This is a genomic window from uncultured Nocardioides sp., assembly GCF_947488025.1.
Taxonomy (GTDB): domain Bacteria; phylum Actinomycetota; class Actinomycetes; order Propionibacteriales; family Nocardioidaceae; genus Nocardioides.
This window is the reverse complement of sequence record NZ_CANKYS010000003.1, coordinates 447831-463804: the sequence shown is the minus strand read 5'-3', so window position 1 is coordinate 463804 and position 15974 is coordinate 447831. Positions and strand designations below refer to the sequence as shown.

Here is a 15974-nt window from a genome sequence, read left to right as displayed (position 1 = left end):
CAGCATGGACGAGAACCGATCAGGTGTTACCGATGTCCTGAGACATATCCCGTTACCGATGTCCTGAGACTCGACAGACATCGATGCGTGCGCCTTCGTATGACGCTGCGGTGGCCGGAGTGGGCGGCTGCGTGTGTCCCAGGTCTCGTCGCCCCGAATGGCGGAACAACCGGAGCAGGCCTATGGTTGTGGAGAGCAACTATTGCTCAGAGCAACCGAAGGACTGCAGTGACCCAGGCTCCCACCGTCCCCGCCGAGCAGAGCGGCCAGATGACCCACCGCGAGGTGCTCGAGGCCCTGAGCGGCCTCCTCCTCGCGATGTTCGTCGCGATGCTCTCCAGCACGATCGTCAGCAACGCGCTGCCGACCATCGTCGACGACCTCGAGGGCAGTCAGACCGGCTACACCTGGGTCGTCGTCGCGACCATGCTCGCGATGACGGCGACCACGCCGATCTGGGGCAAGTTCGCCGACCTCTTCGACAAGAAGCTGCTCGTGCAGACGGCCCTGGTGATCTTCTCGATCGGCTCCCTGATCGCGGGCTTCGCGCCGTCGATGGAGGTGCTGATCGGCGCCCGCGTCGTCCAGGGCCTCGGCGTCGGCGGCCTCACCGCACTGGTCCAGGTCGTCATCGCGACGATGGTCTCCCCGCGCGAGCGCGGCCGCTACAGCGGCTACATCGGCGCGGTCTTCGCCCTCGCGACCGTCAGCGGCCCCCTCGTGGGCGGAGTCCTCGTGGACACCGTCGGCTGGCGCTGGTGCTTCTTCGCCGGGCTCCCGGTGGCTGCGCTCGCCTTCGTCGTGCTGCAGAAGACGCTGCGCCTGCCCGTGGTCAGGCGCACCGACGTCTCGATCGACTACCTCGGCGCCTTCCTGCTGGTCGGAGGCGTCTCGATCCTCCTGATCTGGGTCTCGCTCGGCGGCATCAACTTCGACTGGGTCTCGTGGACCAGCGGTGCCCTCGTGGCCGCGGCCGTCGTCGTGACCGCCGCCGCCATCCACGTCGAGGCCAACGTCGCCAAGGACCCGGTCATCCCGCTGCGCCTGTTCAAGGACCGCACGCTGACCCTCGCCACCATCGCGTCGGTGCTGATCGGCCTCGCGATGTTCGGCTCGACGGTCTACCTCAGCCTCTACTTCCAGCGCGCCAAGGACATGAGCCCCACCGAGGCCGGCCTGATGTCGATCTGCATGGTCGGTGGCCTGCTCGTCTCCAGCATCGTCAGCGGCCGGATCATCTCCAACACGGGCGTGTGGAAGCGCTGGCTCGTCGGCGGCATGGTCGCGGTCATCATCGGCATCGGCCTGCTCTCCACGATCGACGCCTCCACCCCGCTGTGGCGCACCGGCCTCTTCATGGCCGTGCTCGGTCTCGGCCTCGGCGCGACCATGCAGAACCTCGTCCTCGCCGTGCAGAACACCATCGCGCTCTCCGACATGGGCGCCGGGTCGTCGGTCGTCGCGTTCTTCCGCTCCCTCGGCGGATCCGTCGGGATCGCCGCCCTGGGTGCCGTCCTGGCCCACCAGGTCGCCGACGCCGTCACGGCCGGGCTCAGCGCGCTCGTCGCCTCGCACCCCGAGCTGGCCGACCAGGTCGGCCACCAGACCGGAGGCGTACCGGACATCTCGACGCTGCCCGCCCCGATCCGCGCCATCTTCGAGAGCGCGTACGGCGACGCGACCGGCCACATCTTCCTCGTGGCGCTCCCGTTCGCCATCGGCGCGCTGATCGCGGTGCTCCTCATCAACGAGGTGCCCCTGCGCACGTCCGTGAAGCGCGAGGACGAGCTCATCGCGGAGGCCTCGCAGGCATGATCACCTCTGTGACGACGAAGAGGTACGACGACCTGCGCGCCATCGAGGCCGAGGTCGGGACGCTGATCCGGCGCGTGAAGCGGGTGATGGGCGAGCGCGCCCGCGAGGTGCACCCCGACCTGCACCCGATGACGTACTTCATCCTCGCCCACCTGGCGCAGCACGGCCCGCTCCGTGCCGCCGACCTGTCCGACGCCTTCGGCATGGACAAGGGAGGTGTCAGCCGTCAGGTGCAGTCCCTCGTCGACCTCGGCCTGGTCGAGCGGCAGCCGGCTGCCGAGGACCGTCGCGCGATCCTCCTCGACGCCAGCGACGAGGGTCGCCGACGGCTCGCGACGATGACGCGCAGCCGCAGCGACCGCTTCGACCAGCGGCTGGCGGACTGGAGCGACGAGGACCTCGCCGGGTTCAGCGCCCAGCTGGCGGCGTACAACCGGGCCCTCAGCGACGACTGACCGCCCGCCGTCTGTCTGACGACGCCCGCCGAGGGGTATCTAGGGACGAACTGGTAGGCGAAACCGGGGGGTGGCCCACCAAATCGTCCCTAGATACCCCGGGGGACCGGGGTGAGACCCGGGGTGGGAGTGCCGTCAGCGCAGCCAGGCCGCGGTGTCGCCCGGCAGCTTGCCGTCGTCGACCGGTCCGCTGGCCAGCAGCAGATCGCCGGCCGGGAGCTCGACGGCGGCCTGGCCGCAGTTGAGCACGACCGTGATCGGCCCGCGGCGGAAGGCCAGGACGTCGGCGCCGAGGTCGAGCAGCTCGACGTCCTCGCCCGCGGTCCACGCGAACTCGCGGCGGGCGGCCAGCGCCGCGCGGTAGAACTCGAGCGTGGAGCCCTCGGCGCCGGTCTGCGCCTCGACGGTGAGCGACGCCCACTCCTCGGGCTGCGGGATCCACGGCTGCCCGTCGCCCGGACCGAAGGCGTACGGCGCCTCGGTGCCGCCCCACGGGATCGGCACGCGGCAGCCGTCGCGGCCGACCTCGCCGGTGCGGAGGTAGGACGGGTCCTGCCGGTGCTCCGGGGCGACGTCGACCTGCTCGAGGCCGAGCTCCTCGCCCTGGTAGAGGTAGCTCGAGCCGGGCAGGGCGAGCATCGTCAGCGTCGCCGCACGGCCGCGAGCCAGGCCCTGCTCGCCGCCGCCGTAGCGGGTCACGTGGCGTACGACGTCGTGGTTGCTGAGCACCCACGTCGGCGAGGCGCCGACCGGCTCGACCGCGGCGAGGGTGTCGGTGATGACCGTCGCGAAGGCCTCGGCGGACCAGTCCGCGAGGAGCCAGGCGAAGTTGAACGCCTGGTCGAGCTCGTCGGGGCGCACGAAGGCGGCCATCGCCTCGGCCGTCTGGGTCCATGCCTCGGCGACGGCCATCTTGTCCGGGCCGGACTCGTCGAGGACCCGGTGCCACGCGCGGTAGACGTCGTGGACCTCGGGCTGGTCCCACATCGGCTCGTCCTTGAGGTCGAGCGAGACCATCGAGTGGTCGGTGTTGACCTGCCCGGAGGAGGCGCGCTCGCCCTCCTCGACGACCTGGTCGCGGAGGCTCGCCTCCTTGAAGAGCCCGTGGGCCACGTCGACGCGGAACCCGTCGACGCCGCGGTCGAGCCAGAAGCGCAGGACGTCCTCGAACATCGCCGGGACCTCGGGGTTGCGCCAGTCGAGGTCGGGCTGGGTGGAGTCGAAGAGGTGGAGGTACCACTGGCCGTCCTCGACCTGGGTCCACGCCGGGCCGCCGAAGACGGACTCCCAGTTGTTGGGCGGGGTGCCGGCCGGCTTGTCCTCCGGGCTGTCGCGGAAGAGGTAGCGGGCACGCTCGGGGCTGCCCGGACCGGCGGCGAGCGCGGCCTGGAACCACTCGTGCTGGTCGGAGGTGTGGTTGGGCACGAGGTCCACCACGACGCGCAGGTCGAGCTCGTGGGCGCGCGCGACCAGGGCGTCGGCATCGGACAGCGAGCCGAAGAGCGGGTCGATGTCGCGGTAGTCGGCGACGTCGTAGCCGTGGTCGTGCTGCGGCGAGCGGTAGAACGGCGTGATCCACAGGGCGTCGACGCCGAGGTCGGCGAGGTGCGGCAGGCGCGAGGTGATGCCGGGCAGGTCGCCGATGCCGTCGCCGTCGCTGTCGGCGAAGCTGCGGACGTAGACCTGGTACACGACGGCGTTGCGCCACCAGAAGGTCTTTGGATCGTTCACATCAACCATGGCCCGATCCTCTCAAACGGGCGCCCGGGGCGGTCAATCCGCGGCGGGGGTGCGGCCGCCGAACTGCGCCGGGTCGACGGCGATCCAGATGTGCTCCGCGGTGGCCACCACGCGGCCGTCGGCGTCGTACAACGTCGCGGCGGTGAAGGTCTTGCGGCCGTCATGCCCGCGGCCCTCGCCGACGACCACGTGCGGCTCCCCGACGACCGGCAGCGCGTCGATGCGTGCCGACATCCGGCCCAGCACCATGAGTCGCTCCGTCAGGTCGCCGGCCCAGCCGCCGATGCAGTCGAGCGCCGCCCAGGTCGCCGCGACCGAGGCGCGCGGGTGCTCGTCGACGTAGGTGTGCCAGTCCTCGTGGAGGCTCGAGTGCGGCGTCCACGGGGCCGCGACGCGGTGACCGGCAGCGCCCTCGCCGACCGCGCCGGGGAAGATCCGCAGCCCGTCACCCTCCTCGCGCTCGGTGCCGCAGGCGAAGCAGGTGGGGAACGGGTGGAACGTGTGGCCCGGGTACGACGACGTGGCGGCCGCGGCGGCCGCCGGATCGACCGGGTCGACCTCGGTGAGCGTCCGGTCGGCGCGGTGCGCGGTGGCGACCGGCGCGCCGTCCCACGACGCGGTGGTGACGCCGGCCTCGGTCGTCACCTCGAGCGGCGTCTCCAGGGGCGGCGGCCGGCGCAGCGACACCTCGATCGCCGGCCAGCTGCTGCCGCGGTCGTGAGGTGCGTCGGCGTCGTCGAGGGCGGCCAGGGCGCCGGCGGTCCAGCCGCCGTTGCCGGAGTCGGGAGGTCCGCAGAAGCGTCGGGGCACGATCAGCTCGGTCACCGGCTCACTGTGCCATGCCGCGCATGCGGGTCGTGGTTGCCGGATGGGACACAATGACGACCGTGAGTGACCTGATCGACACCACCGAGATGTACCTCCGCACGATCTACGAGCTCGTGGAGGAGGGCATCGTGCCGCTGCGCGCGCGCATCGCCGAGCGGCTGCACCAGTCCGGGCCGACGGTGTCGCAGACCGTGGCCCGGATGGAGCGCGACGGGCTCCTCACCGTGCAGGGCGACCGCCACCTCGAGCTCACCGAGGAGGGCCAGCGCCTCGCCACCCGCGTCATGCGCAAGCACCGGCTGGCCGAGCGGCTGCTGACCGACGTCATCGGGCTCGACTGGGAGCTCGTGCACGCCGAGGCGTGCCGCTGGGAGCACGTGATGTCGGAGACCGTCGAGCGCCGGCTGCTCGAGCTGCTCGACCACCCCACGGAGTCGCCCTACGGCAACCCCATCCCGGGCCTCGACGAGCTCGGCGACGTCGCCGGCGAGGAGTTCATGGACAACGTCGAGCCCCTCTCCGGTGCTGCGATGGCGGAGGACCAGATGGTCCACGTCAAGCGGATCTCCGAGGAGATGCAGAAGGACGAGGAGCTGATGGGGCTGCTGCGCCGCGTCGGCGCCCTGCCCGGCAGGACCGTCACCATCGCCCGCACCGAGGAGGGCATCCTCATCGGGTCGGGCGGCGAGACCGCCGAGCTCGTGGTCGAGGCGGCCGAGCACATCTTCGTCCGCCGCTAGGCGACCCGGGCGGCGAGCTCGCCCAGGAACTCGCTGCACCCCACCTCGAGCTTGTACGACGCCAACGCGTCGCCGCGGGTCGGCCCGCGGTTCACGATGACGACCGGCGTCCCGCGCTGGGCCGCCCGCTTCACGAACCGCAGCCCGCTCATCACCGTCAGCGACGAGCCGGCCACCAGCAGCGCACCGTCGTGGCCGAGGGCCTCGACGGCGGCGTAGCAGCGGGCGACCCGGTCGGGCGGCACGTTCTCCCCGAAGAACACGACGTCGGGCTTGAGCGGTCCGCCGCACGGGCAGCGCGGCACCACGAAGTCCCGGGTGTCGTCGAGGTCGACGTCGCCGTCGGGACGCGACTCGACCCAGCCGTGCCGCTCGAGCCACCCCGGGTTGAGGGCGTCGAGCTCGGTCTCGAGCGCCGCGCGGGAGGACGTCGTACGACAGGTCAGGCAGACGACGTCGGCGACCCGGCCGTGCAGCGCGACGAGGCGCCGCGAGCCGGCGGACTCGTGGAGGCCGTCGACGTTCTGCGTGATCAGCAGGCCCAGCGCCGGGTCGAGGCGGGCGAGCGCGTGGTGCCCGTCGTTGGGCTCGGCGCGGCCCATCCGCTGCCAGCCGAGGTGGCTGCGCGCCCAGTAGCGCTGCTGCGCCTCCGGGGTGGCGACGAACTCCTGGTAGGTCATCGGCGCCCGGGACGGCGCGCCGGGGCCGCGGTAGTCGGGGATCCCGGAGTCGGTCGACAGCCCGGCGCCGGTCAGCACGACCAGCGGTCGCGTGGCGAGCAGGTCGAGGGCCTCGTCGGCGGCCGGGAGGGGAGCGGCGAGGCTCACGCGTAGCGCGCCTGTGCGCGGGCCCGGGCCTTCGCGGCCTCGACCTCACGGTTCTTCGGCGGGGCCGTGGTGACGAGGTCGTCGAGGAGGTGCTCGGTGATGTGCGCAATCTCCTTCACCGCTGCGTAGAACGCCTCCTCGTTGGCCTGCGACGGCTTCGTCGTGCCGGCCACCTTGCGGACGTACTGCAGGGCGGCCGCCGTGACCTCGTCGCGCGTCGCGGGCGGCTCGAAGTTGTTGAGCGGGCGGATGTTGCGGCACATGTCACGACACTAGCCCGCCTCGACGAAGTCGTGGGGGGCGTGTGGCGGGAGGTTGAGCAAGCCTGCGACTGAGCTTGCGAGGTCGCGCCAGGCCCGTCGAAACCCACCTCGACGGCTGGTTTCGAGGCTCGCTGCGCTCGCACCTCAACCGCTGATGGGAAAGAAGGACACGTCCTCGCCCGTCACCAGGGCGACCTTGCCCGACGCGAGCGGCACGAGACGTACGTCGGCGACGTCGGTGCCGTGCTCCACCTCGACCATCCGGTTGCTCATCGACCCGTCGGCGAGCGAGAGGACCGAGACCCAGCCGGTGGTGCCGGTCCAGCCCTGGCTCACGACCGTCAGCACGGTGCGCTGCTCGGGGAGCCAGGTGAACTGGCGCGGGTCGATGGCCGCCCCGGCCTGGGTGCCCTCGTCGTAGCGGACCACGTCGAGCTGGCGCGGGTCGGTGAGGTCGGTGACGTCGAAGAGCGCCGCCTGGGCGCCGCGGGTGACCCCCTGCAGGGAGGCGTCCTGGCCCATCCCGATGAGCCGCTGCTCGCCGAGCGGGTGGAGGTACTCGGAGAAGCCCGGGATCTTCAGCTCGCCGAGCAGCCGCGGGTCGGCGGGGTCGGTGAGGTCGATCGCGTAGAGCGGATCGGTCTGGCGGAAGGTGACCACGATCGCGAGGTCGTCGAACCAGCGCACCGACTTGATCTCCTCGCCGACGCCGAGCTGGTCGACGCGTCCGTCCTCGACGAGGTCGGAGCCGTCCTCGCGCAGGGTCAGCACCGAGTTGAAGTCGCCCGTCTCGCTGCTCGGCCCGACCGCGACGCGCAGCGAACCACCCACGGCGTCCATCGACCAGCGGTCGGCGATCGTGCCCTCCACCTGCCCCGAGGCGACGTACGTCGCGTCCGTGCCGTCAAGGGCGAAGGCGAACAGCGGCGTGGAGCCACCGCTGCCCGGGAAGCCGGTCGGGCGGCAGCCCATGCAGTCGACCCAGCCCCACTGCGGCGCGGACGCGGCGAGGTAGAACCGGTCGGTCGAGAAGTAGGAGATGGCGGAGTCGGTGGCGACCGCGGTCGAGGTGCGCGTGGTGGGCGCGGCCGGGTCGAAGGCCAGCAGGGTGGTCGTGCCCAGGGCGACGTCGTCCTGGGGGACCGCGACGTCCGCGCAGTCGACGACCGGGGTGCCGTCGACCGTGGGCAGCCAGTCGGCCAGCGTGGTGTCGCGCACGAGCGCCCGGTTGCGCAGCCGCGCCCGGAGCTGGCCGAGGACCCCGTCGGGGGCCACGAAGTCGAGCTCGGGCAGGCCGTTCTGCAGCACGATGCGTACGACGTCGCCGTGCAGACGCACCGCCGACGCGCGGCCAGTGACGGTGGTCGCGTCGACGACGGTGGGGGAGGTGGGGTCGGTGAGGTCGACGGTGGTGACGGTCGTCGACCGCCCGTCCGGCGAAGTGCCGAGGACCACCGCACGGCCGTCGACGAGCACCATCTCGCCACCGGGGTCGCCCACCCAGCCGCTGCTGCCGCGGGCGTCGTCGAGGCGGGTGGCGGACAGCAGCCGCGGCTCGTCGCCGGCGACGTCGTACGCCAGCAGCTCGCCGTCGCGCAGCCGCAGCAGCAGGCTGCCCGCGACCTTGACGACGTCGGCCTCGTCGACGCCCACCTCCTGCACGTTGGTGCCCGACTCGTTGCTGGTGCTGCGCGAGGTCGCGACCCCCGATCGCGCGGCCTCGGAGGTGGGCGAGTCGGCGACGCCGGCGTCCGCGCCGCCCACGGAGAACGCGACGGCGCCGCTCCCACCCCAGCCGTAGGGGCCGACCGCCTCGAGCGCGCGGTCGACGTAGGAGTCGAGGAGCTCGTCGCAGCTCGCGACGGCGGTGAGGTCGGCGTTGGCCAACGCGATCGGCGGGGAGGCGGGCGGACGCCCGCCGTCGTCGGGGTCGTGGCCCAGGGCGTACCCGACGCCGACGGCTGCGGCCAGGCTGGTGACGACCGTGGCACCGGTGACGAGGCGTCGGAGGCGCATCCGGGTGGGCGGGGCGGTGGACATGGCGGTGGGACGGCCCCGCGGCGGACGCGGTTCCGCGTGGCACGATGGCGCGATGAGCGACAGCCGCCCCGATCGCGACCTCGACCTCGTCCTCTTCGGCGCCACCGGGTTCACCGGCGGCCTCACCGCCGACTACCTCGCCACTGCGGCGCCCGCCGGGCTGCGCTGGGCGATCGCCGGTCGCAACGCCGACAAGCTCGAGGCCGTGCGGCAGCGGCTCGCCGAGCAGGGCGCGAGCGACGTGGAGGTGCTGGTCGCCGACGCGACCGACGCCGCCGCCCTGTCCGACATCGCGCGTCGCGCCCGCGTCGTCGCCACCACCATCGGCCCCTACCTCGAGCACGGCGGCCCCCTCGTCGCCGCGTGCGCCGAGGCCGGCACCGACTACCTCGACCTCACCGGCGAGCCCGAGTTCGTGGACCGGATGTTCCTCGAGCACCACCGGACCGCGGTGCGCACCGGCGCCCGCCTCGTGCACGCGTGCGGCTTCGACTCGATCCCGCACGACCTCGGCGCCTACTACACCGTGCAGCAGCTGCCCTCCAATGAGCCGATCGCGCTGCGCGGCGTCGTCCGCGCGGGTGGCACGTTCTCCGGCGGCACCTTCCACTCCGCGATGGAGCAGTTCGGCCGCGCGAGGCAGGTGCGCGCGACGTACGCCGCCCGCCGACGTGCCGAGGAGCGGCCCGAGGGACGGTCGTCGCGCGCCGTCGGCGGCAAGCCCCACCGCGACCCGGTGCTCGGCTACTGGCTGCTCCCGCTGCCGACCATCGACGGGACCATCGTGGCGCGCAGCGGCGCCGCGCTGGCGTCGTACGGCCCCGAGTTCCGCTACTCCCACTGGGCCGGCACCAAGACCCTGCTCTACGCCGCCGGCGGGGCGGTGGGGGTCGGCGCGCTGACGCTTGCGGCGCAGGTGAAGCCGCTGCGCGAGCTGATCACGTCGAAGGTGCCGCAGGGGTCCGGGCCCGACGAGGCGAAGCGGGAGAAGTCGTGGTTCACCGTCGACTTCGTCGGCGAGGCCGGCGGGCAGACCGTGCACACACGCGTCTCCGGCGGCGACCCGGGCTACACCGAGACCGCCAAGATGCTCTCCGAGGCAGCCCTGTGCCTGGCGCTCGACGACAACCCCGCCACCGCCGGCCAGGTGACCCCGGCCCAGGCGATGGGCGACGCGCTGCTGGCCCGCCTGCAGAAGGCCGGGATGAGGTTCGAGACCCTGACGGCCTGACCGTCGCCGGGCTCAGTGCATGAAGGGCTCGAAGATGGCCGCGACGACCTCGGTGGCCCGCCCTGCGTCGCCCTGCGCGATGGCCTCGACCAGGTCGTGGTGGTGCCGGTGCGCGGCGTCGTCGTCCCCCGACTCGTCGTCGCGCATGTGGCGCGCGAAGACGTCGGTCATGCTGGAGTAGAGCTCCACGTAGAGCGGGTTGTGCGTCGCGGCCACGACCGCGCGGTGCAGCGCGAGGTCCGCGGCCGCCCGGGTGTCGGGGTCGGGGTCGTCCGTCGCCCAGGCCGCCTCCCGCTCGTCGCGCAGCCGGCGCAGCTGCTCGACGTCGGCGTCCGTACGACGGAGCGCCGCGAGCGAGGCGGCGGTGCTGTCGAGGGCGAGGCGCAGCTCGAGGTAGTGGTGGCGGCTGCCGCCGGCCAGCTGGCGTGACAACGACCCGCTCAGCTCGGAGCTGGAGATGACGAAGGTGCCGCGCCCCTGCTCGCGGCTGAGCAGCCCGGAGTGGACGAGCGACTGCAGCGCCTCCCGGACGGTGTTGCGCCCCACCCCGAACGCCGTCGCCAGCTCGGCCTCGACGGGGATCCGCTCACCGACCGGCCAGCGCCCGGAGGTGATCTCCTCCTGGAACCGCGCCGCGGCCTGGTCGATCAGCCCCACTCGACGCACCGGACCTGCTGTGCGAGACTGCCGATCATTCATCCCATGATCCCATCATTCGTCGACCCCGTGGAGCAAGCGTGACCACCCTGCTGCCGTCCAGTGTCCCGGTGAACCATCGTCGCCTGCTCCCGTGGGCCGCACTCGCCGTCGCGCTGACCGCCCTCAACCTGCGCACGGCCGTCACCGGCATCACCCCGCTGCTCGAGATCATCGGCGACGACCTCGGCTTCGGGCTGGCCCTCGCGGGCCTGCTCGGCACGGTGCCGGCAGCGACGTTCGGCGTCTTCGGCTTCTTCGCCCCCGTCGTGACGAGGCGGTTCGGCCTCGAGCGCACCGCGACCGCCGCGCTCGGTCTCTCCGCGCTGGCGATCGTGCTGCGCGCGTTCTCCCCGACGCCCGCCGCGCTCGTGGCGTCGACCGTGCTGGCGCTGGCCGGCATCGGCGCGGCCAACGTCGTGATCGTGCCCCTGGTCAAGGTGTGGTTCTCGGGTCGCATCGCGCTGTGGACGTCGGCGTACCTCCTGCTGATGCAGACGGGTCAGTTCGTAGCCCCGCTCCTGGCCGTGCCCGTCGCCGAGGCCGCGTCCTGGCGGTGGTCGGTGGGGATCTGGGCCGTGCCGGCGGCGGTGGCTGCCGCGGTCTGGCTCGTGCTCGCGGTCAGGCTCCCGGCCGACCGCCACGCGCCCGTGCCGGCCGGGACGCCGACCGCCCGGCCGAGGATCGCCCGGTCGTCGACCGTCTGGGGCCTGCTGGGCCTGTTCGCGATGATGTCGCTGTCCAACTACAGCATCATCACGTGGGTGCCGGCCGTGCTGACCGACGCGGGCGCCAGCGCGTCGTTCGGTGGCTCCATGGTCGGTCTCTACTCCGTGTGGGGGGTCCTCGCGGCCCTCGTGGTCCCGCACGTCGCCACGCGCATGGCGAACCCCTTCGTGGTCGTCGTCGCGTGCTCGGTCGTCCTGGTCGCCGGCTACCTCGGGCTGGCCGTCGCGCCGCTCGACGGCACCGTGCTGTGGATCTGCGCCCTGGGCATCGGGGTCAGCACGTTCCCGCTCTGCATGACGCTCATCAACCACCGGACCCGGAGCCCACAGGTCGCCTCGACGGTGTCGGGCTTCGTCCAGGGCATCGGCTACGGGCTCGCAGCCGTCGGACCGGTCGGGCTGGGCCTGCTGCGCGAGGCCACCGGGTCGTGGACCACCCCGCTCGTCGTCCTCGCCGCCACCGCCGTCCCCGGTGTGGTCGCCGGGTGGTTCGCCTGCCGGCCGCGGTACGTCGAGGACTCGGCGACCGGCTGACCCCGCACCCCGCGCGCTCGCGCTCGACCTCGAGCTCGACGGCGGCGGGCCACAACCGCCGCACGTGTCTGCGATGTTGCCCTCAGGGCGGCTGATCGAGGGCCACAACCGCCACACGTGTACGCACCCCGCGCGCCTGCCGGGACCACCGGCGACGGGGTCCCTCGACCCATCAGGCGAAGCAACACAGCGCCACGGTGCCCCAGGCAAGAGTCGAACTTGCGACCTTTCGCTTAGGAGGCGGCTGCTCTATCCACTGAGCTACTGGGGCGGTGCCACGTCACCGGTGGTGCTGCGGCGGGAAGCATCCTGCCACGACGGCGTACGCCGCTGCGCACCAGCACATCGGTCAGTGGGACGGCAGCGAGCCGGACAGCCGCTCGTGGCGTTCGGCGCTCGAGGGGTTGAGGCCGACGATCTCGACCGTCTTGCCCTTGCGGGCGTACTTGGTGGTGATCGCGTCGAGCGAGGCGACCGTGGAGGCGTCCCAGACGTGGGACCGCGACAGGTCGATGACGACGTGGTCGGGGTCGCCGGCGTAGTCGAACTGGGTGTAGAGGTCGTTGCTCGAGGCGAAGAAGAGCTCGCCGGTGACGCGGTAGACCGCGCTGGTCGTGCCGTCGCGGTTCGCGACGAGCTCGCGGTGCGTCTCGGTGAGGTGGGCGACGCGGCGGGCGAACAGCGTCATCGCGACCAGCACGCCGACCCCGACGCCGATCGCGAGGTTGTGGGTCAGCACGGTGACGACGACCGTGGCCAGCATGACGGTGGTCTCCGACTTCGGCATCCGCCGGAGCGTCGACGGCTGGATCGAGTGCCAGTCGAAGGTGCCGACCGAGACCATGATCATGACGGCGACCAGCGCGGCCATCGGGATGAGCGCGACGACGTCGCCGAAGCCGACGACCAGGACCAGCAGGAAGACGCCGGCGAGGAAGGTCGAGATCCGGGTGCGGGCACCGGACGCCTTCACGTTGATCATCGTCTGGCCGATCATCGCGCAGCCGCCCATGCCGCCGAAGAAGCCGGTGACCACGTTGGCCGCGCCCTGGCCCCACGCCTCACGCGTCTTGTCGGAGTGGGTGTCGGTGATGTCGTCGACCAGCTTGGCGGTGAGCAGCGACTCCAGCAGGCCGACGAGCGCCATCGCCACGGCGTAGGGCGCGATCACCTGCAGGGTGTCGAGGGTCCACGGCACGTCGGGGAGGAAGAGGGCCGGCAGGCTGTCGGGCAGCTCGCCCTCGTCGCCGACGTCGGGCAGGGACAGGCCGGCCAGCAGGGCGAAGCCGGTCAGCGTGACGATCGCGACCAGCGGGGACGGGATCACCTTGTTGAGGCGCGGGAACCCCACGATGACCGCGATGCCGACGGCGACCATCGGGTAGACCAGCCACGGCACGTCGACCAGGTGGGGCACCTGGGCGAGGAAGATCAAGATGGCCAGGGCGTTGACGAACCCGACCATCACCTGGCGCGGGATGAAGCGCATCAGCCGGGCCACGCCCAGCAGCCCGAGGACGACCTGGATGACCCCGCCGAGCAGCACCGTGGCGATCAGGTAGTCGTAGCCGTGGTCGCGCATCACCGGCGCGATCACCAGCGCGATGGCGCCGGTGGCTGCCGAGATCATCGCGGGACGACCGCCGAGGAAGGCGATCGAGACCGCCATCGTGAAGGACGCGAAGAGACCGATGCGCGGGTCGACCCCGGCGATGATGGAGAACGAGATGGCCTCGGGGATCAGGGCCAGTGCCACGACGAGGCCGGCCAGCACCTCGGTGCGCAGCATCCGGGGCGAGCGCAGCGCGGCTCGCACAGTGGGCTCGGGCGTGGGCTCGGACAGGGCCATAGAGTCGGTGGTGGCAGGCACGAGCAACAAACCTACCCTTACGTGAGGGTAGGGTTGAATCGAAGAGCAGGAGGGCGCGGTCGTGGGCGAGCAGTCCGTCGAGGGGGCCGTGATGCACATCGGCGAGGTGGCCGCGCGCACCGAGCTGTCCCTGCGCAGCCTGCGCCACTGGGAGGAGGTCGGTCTCCTCACGCCGTCGGGCCGCACCGACGGGGGCTTCCGGCTCTACACCGAGTCCGACGTCGACAAGATCCTCGTCATCCGGCGAATGAAACCCCTGGGGTTCAGCATCGAGGAGATGAAGGCCGTGATGGGCGACCTGGAGGTGCTGGACGACGCGTCGTGCGACCCGGCCGCCGGGCAGGCCGCACGCGATCGCCTCGCGGCCGTGTCGGGGGAGGCCGCCGAGCGGCGGGAACGGTTGGTGCGCCAGCTCGAGATGGCCGACGAGTTCATCGGTCTCCTCGCCGCGCGCTGTCGTACCTGAGCGACGCCGGACGGCGGGGTCGGCGCTGCGGAGGGCGGCAAACTTGCCGGAGTGAAGTAGATTCCGTCCCGGTCCAGTTCCCACCCCTGTGAAGGTGTCCACGTGTCGGACGAGTCGCGCCCCGAATCTCCTGCGGGCGCGCCCAAGCGCCGCGGCAAGGCTGCCCGCAAGCACACCGTGGGACGCGTCATCCTCATCAGCGCGGTCGTGCTGGCCCTCATCACCGGGCTCGGCACGGTGTACTTCATCCGCCACCTCAACGGCAACATCGAGGGGCTCTCGCTCGACGCGCTCGGTGACGAGGAGCGACCCGAGAAGGTCTACACCGGCAACGGCGAGCCGCTCAACATCCTCGTGATGGGCTCCGACTCGCGCGACTGCGAGGGCTGCGACATCGACGAGGAGGGCGGCGGTGGCTCGGACACCACCATCCTCGTGCACCTCTCCGCGGATCGCAGCCGGGCGTACGCCGTCTCGATCCCGCGCGACTCGATCATCGACCGGCCCGAGTGCAACGACGGCGAGTCGGCCGCCGCGACCGACGTGATGTGGAACGCCGCCTACACCGAGGGCGGCCCGGTCTGCACCCTCGACCAGCTCGAGACGACCACGGGCATCTACGTCGACCACTTCGTCGTCGTCGACTTCGCCAGCTTCGGCGACATGGTCGACGCCGTCGACGGTGTGCCGGTGTGCGTGCCCGAGGACATCGTGGACCGCGAGCACCAGATCTTCGTCCCCAAGGGCAACCCGTCGGTCCTCTCCGGCGACCAGGCCCTCGACTACGTCCGCGCGCGCTACGTCGGTGAGCAGATCCAGCAGAACGACATCTCCCGGATCCGGCGCCAGCAGGAGTTCATCGGCGCGCTGGTCCGCGAGGTGCAGTCGGCCGGGACGCTGACGCGCCTCGACAAGGTCGTGAAGTTCCTCGACGCGGCGACCAGGTCGCTGACCACCGACGAGGAGTTCGCCTCGGTGACCCGCCTGGGCAAGGTCGCGATGCAGCTGCAGAACATCGGCCTCGACAAGGTCCAGTTCGTCACGCTGCCCACCGAGTACTACCCGCGCGACTCCGAGTTCTGGGGCAAGGTCTACTGGACGCCCGAGGCCGAGCAGATCTGGAAGCTCATCAACGAGGACAAGGCGATCCCGCCGCGGCTGCTCGGCGGCGACGCCGTCAGCGCCGAGGGCCCGCCCGGAGCCACGGAGACCCCGTCGCCGACCGCTGGCGGGGAGACGCCGTCACCGTCCGAGACGCCCTCCGAGACGCCCTCCGAGACGCCCTCCGAGACGCCCACGCCGACCGAGACGCCCACGCCGAGCGAGACCGCCACTCCGGACGCCCCGGCCACGACCGAGCCCGAGCCCGTCCCCGGCATCTGCGGCTGACCTGCTCGTGGCCCCCGACGACGCCACCGACCCCAATGGTCCCGCCGACCCGGTGGTCCCGGCGGCCCCGGCGGCCGAGCGCGAGCCGGAGTGGAAGCGCCGCCGTCGACTGGCGGCGGTGTTCGGGGACGGCGCGCCCGAGCAGACGAGCGACGACCGCGACCCACGCGAGGACCGCTCGGGCAAGGGCGACGACTGGTACCGCGACCAGGTCCCGCCCCACCACGGCTGACCGCCACCACGGCTGAGGGCCACCACGGCTGAGGGCCACGCCGCGCCGCCGTACGCGGGTAACGCCTTGAAAATGACACTCCCGCCCCCACTGGTGGGGGCGGGAGTGATGATTTCGACC

Annotated in this window: 15 protein-coding genes and 1 tRNA gene; 8 read left to right on the top strand and 8 right to left on the bottom strand. The window is 72.1% G+C overall.

Going from position 1 to position 15974, the window contains the following annotated elements:
- Positions 1-228: 228 nt before the first annotated feature.
- Positions 229-1815, top strand: coding sequence for an MDR family MFS transporter (locus tag Q1B24_RS08765; protein WP_366916450.1), 1587 nt, complete (start codon positions 229-231; stop codon positions 1813-1815).
- Positions 1816-1823: 8 nt separating this feature from the next.
- The gene (locus Q1B24_RS08760; RefSeq protein ID WP_299926411.1) at positions 1824-2270 is read left to right on the top strand and encodes a MarR family transcriptional regulator; all 447 of its coding nucleotides are present in this window, start codon (positions 1824-1826) and stop codon (positions 2268-2270) included.
- A 135-nt stretch (positions 2271-2405) separates the two neighbouring features.
- Here the strand turns inward: Q1B24_RS08760 and Q1B24_RS08755 are convergent, their stop codons facing one another.
- Positions 2406-4010 carry a glycoside hydrolase family 13 protein gene (locus tag Q1B24_RS08755; protein WP_299926408.1) on the bottom strand — a complete coding sequence of 535 codons (1605 nt, stop codon included), beginning with the start codon at positions 4008-4010 and terminating at the stop codon, positions 2406-2408.
- 33 nt (positions 4011-4043) lie between these two features.
- Complete coding sequence (locus Q1B24_RS08750) at positions 4044-4835, bottom strand: hypothetical protein (RefSeq protein ID WP_299926405.1); 792 nt, start codon at positions 4833-4835, stop codon at positions 4044-4046.
- A 62-nt stretch (positions 4836-4897) separates the two neighbouring features.
- Here Q1B24_RS08750 and Q1B24_RS08745 point away from each other — a divergent pair, with 62 nt between their 5' ends.
- Positions 4898-5578 carry a metal-dependent transcriptional regulator gene (locus tag Q1B24_RS08745; RefSeq protein WP_299926402.1) on the top strand — a complete coding sequence of 227 codons (681 nt, stop codon included), beginning with the start codon at positions 4898-4900 and terminating at the stop codon, positions 5576-5578.
- On the opposite strand, the gene Q1B24_RS08740 is transcribed toward Q1B24_RS08745, so the two are convergent.
- The 3 genes from Q1B24_RS08740 to Q1B24_RS08730 form a co-directional block, all read right to left on the bottom strand.
- On the bottom strand, positions 5575-6405 hold the full coding sequence (locus Q1B24_RS08740; protein WP_299926399.1) for a Sir2 family NAD-dependent protein deacetylase: 831 nt from the start codon (positions 6403-6405) through the stop codon (positions 5575-5577). The two genes, Q1B24_RS08745 and Q1B24_RS08740, sit on opposite strands and share 4 nt — an antisense overlap.
- Positions 6402-6668 carry a DUF2277 domain-containing protein gene (locus Q1B24_RS08735; protein ID WP_179618360.1) on the bottom strand — a complete coding sequence of 89 codons (267 nt, stop codon included), beginning with the start codon at positions 6666-6668 and terminating at the stop codon, positions 6402-6404. Before Q1B24_RS08735 ends, Q1B24_RS08740 begins: the two co-directional genes overlap by 4 nt.
- 144 nt (positions 6669-6812) lie before the next feature.
- A complete protein-coding gene (locus Q1B24_RS08730; protein ID WP_299926392.1) occupies positions 6813-8708 on the bottom strand; it encodes a beta-propeller domain-containing protein in 1896 nt (631 codons plus the stop codon).
- Positions 8709-8760: 52 nt separating this feature from the next.
- Here Q1B24_RS08730 and Q1B24_RS08725 point away from each other — a divergent pair, with 52 nt between their 5' ends.
- The gene (locus tag Q1B24_RS08725) at positions 8761-9939 is read left to right on the top strand and encodes a saccharopine dehydrogenase NADP-binding domain-containing protein (RefSeq protein WP_299926389.1); all 1179 of its coding nucleotides are present in this window, start codon (positions 8761-8763) and stop codon (positions 9937-9939) included.
- Positions 9940-9951: 12 nt separating this feature from the next.
- Here the strand turns inward: Q1B24_RS08725 and Q1B24_RS08720 are convergent, their stop codons facing one another.
- On the bottom strand, positions 9952-10596 hold the full coding sequence (locus Q1B24_RS08720) for an FCD domain-containing protein (protein WP_299926386.1): 645 nt from the start codon (positions 10594-10596) through the stop codon (positions 9952-9954).
- Between the two features lie 110 nt (positions 10597-10706).
- On the opposite strand from Q1B24_RS08720, the gene Q1B24_RS08715 reads away from it, so the two are divergent.
- The gene (locus Q1B24_RS08715) at positions 10707-11897 is read left to right on the top strand and encodes an MFS transporter (protein WP_299926383.1); all 1191 of its coding nucleotides are present in this window, start codon (positions 10707-10709) and stop codon (positions 11895-11897) included.
- Positions 11898-12095: 198 nt separating this feature from the next.
- Here the strand turns inward: Q1B24_RS08715 and Q1B24_RS08710 are convergent.
- Together Q1B24_RS08710 and Q1B24_RS08705 are read right to left on the bottom strand one after the other, a co-directional pair.
- Positions 12096-12168: transfer RNA gene (locus Q1B24_RS08710), tRNA-Arg, on the bottom strand.
- A gap of 78 nt (positions 12169-12246) precedes the next feature.
- A complete protein-coding gene (locus tag Q1B24_RS08705) occupies positions 12247-13767 on the bottom strand; it encodes a SulP family inorganic anion transporter (protein ID WP_299926380.1) in 1521 nt (506 codons plus the stop codon).
- Between the two features lie 61 nt (positions 13768-13828).
- On the opposite strand from Q1B24_RS08705, the gene Q1B24_RS08700 reads away from it, so the two are divergent.
- The 3 genes from Q1B24_RS08700 to Q1B24_RS08690 all read left to right on the top strand — a co-directional run bounded on the left by Q1B24_RS08700 (position 13829) and on the right by Q1B24_RS08690 (position 15854).
- A complete protein-coding gene (locus Q1B24_RS08700) occupies positions 13829-14233 on the top strand; it encodes a MerR family transcriptional regulator (protein WP_299926377.1) in 405 nt (134 codons plus the stop codon).
- Positions 14234-14335: 102 nt separating this feature from the next.
- The gene (locus tag Q1B24_RS08695) at positions 14336-15622 is read left to right on the top strand and encodes an LCP family protein (RefSeq protein ID WP_299926374.1); all 1287 of its coding nucleotides are present in this window, start codon (positions 14336-14338) and stop codon (positions 15620-15622) included.
- 7 nt (positions 15623-15629) lie between these two features.
- Positions 15630-15854, top strand: coding sequence for a hypothetical protein (locus tag Q1B24_RS08690; RefSeq protein WP_299926371.1), 225 nt, complete (start codon positions 15630-15632; stop codon positions 15852-15854).
- Positions 15855-15974 lie beyond the last annotated feature (120 nt).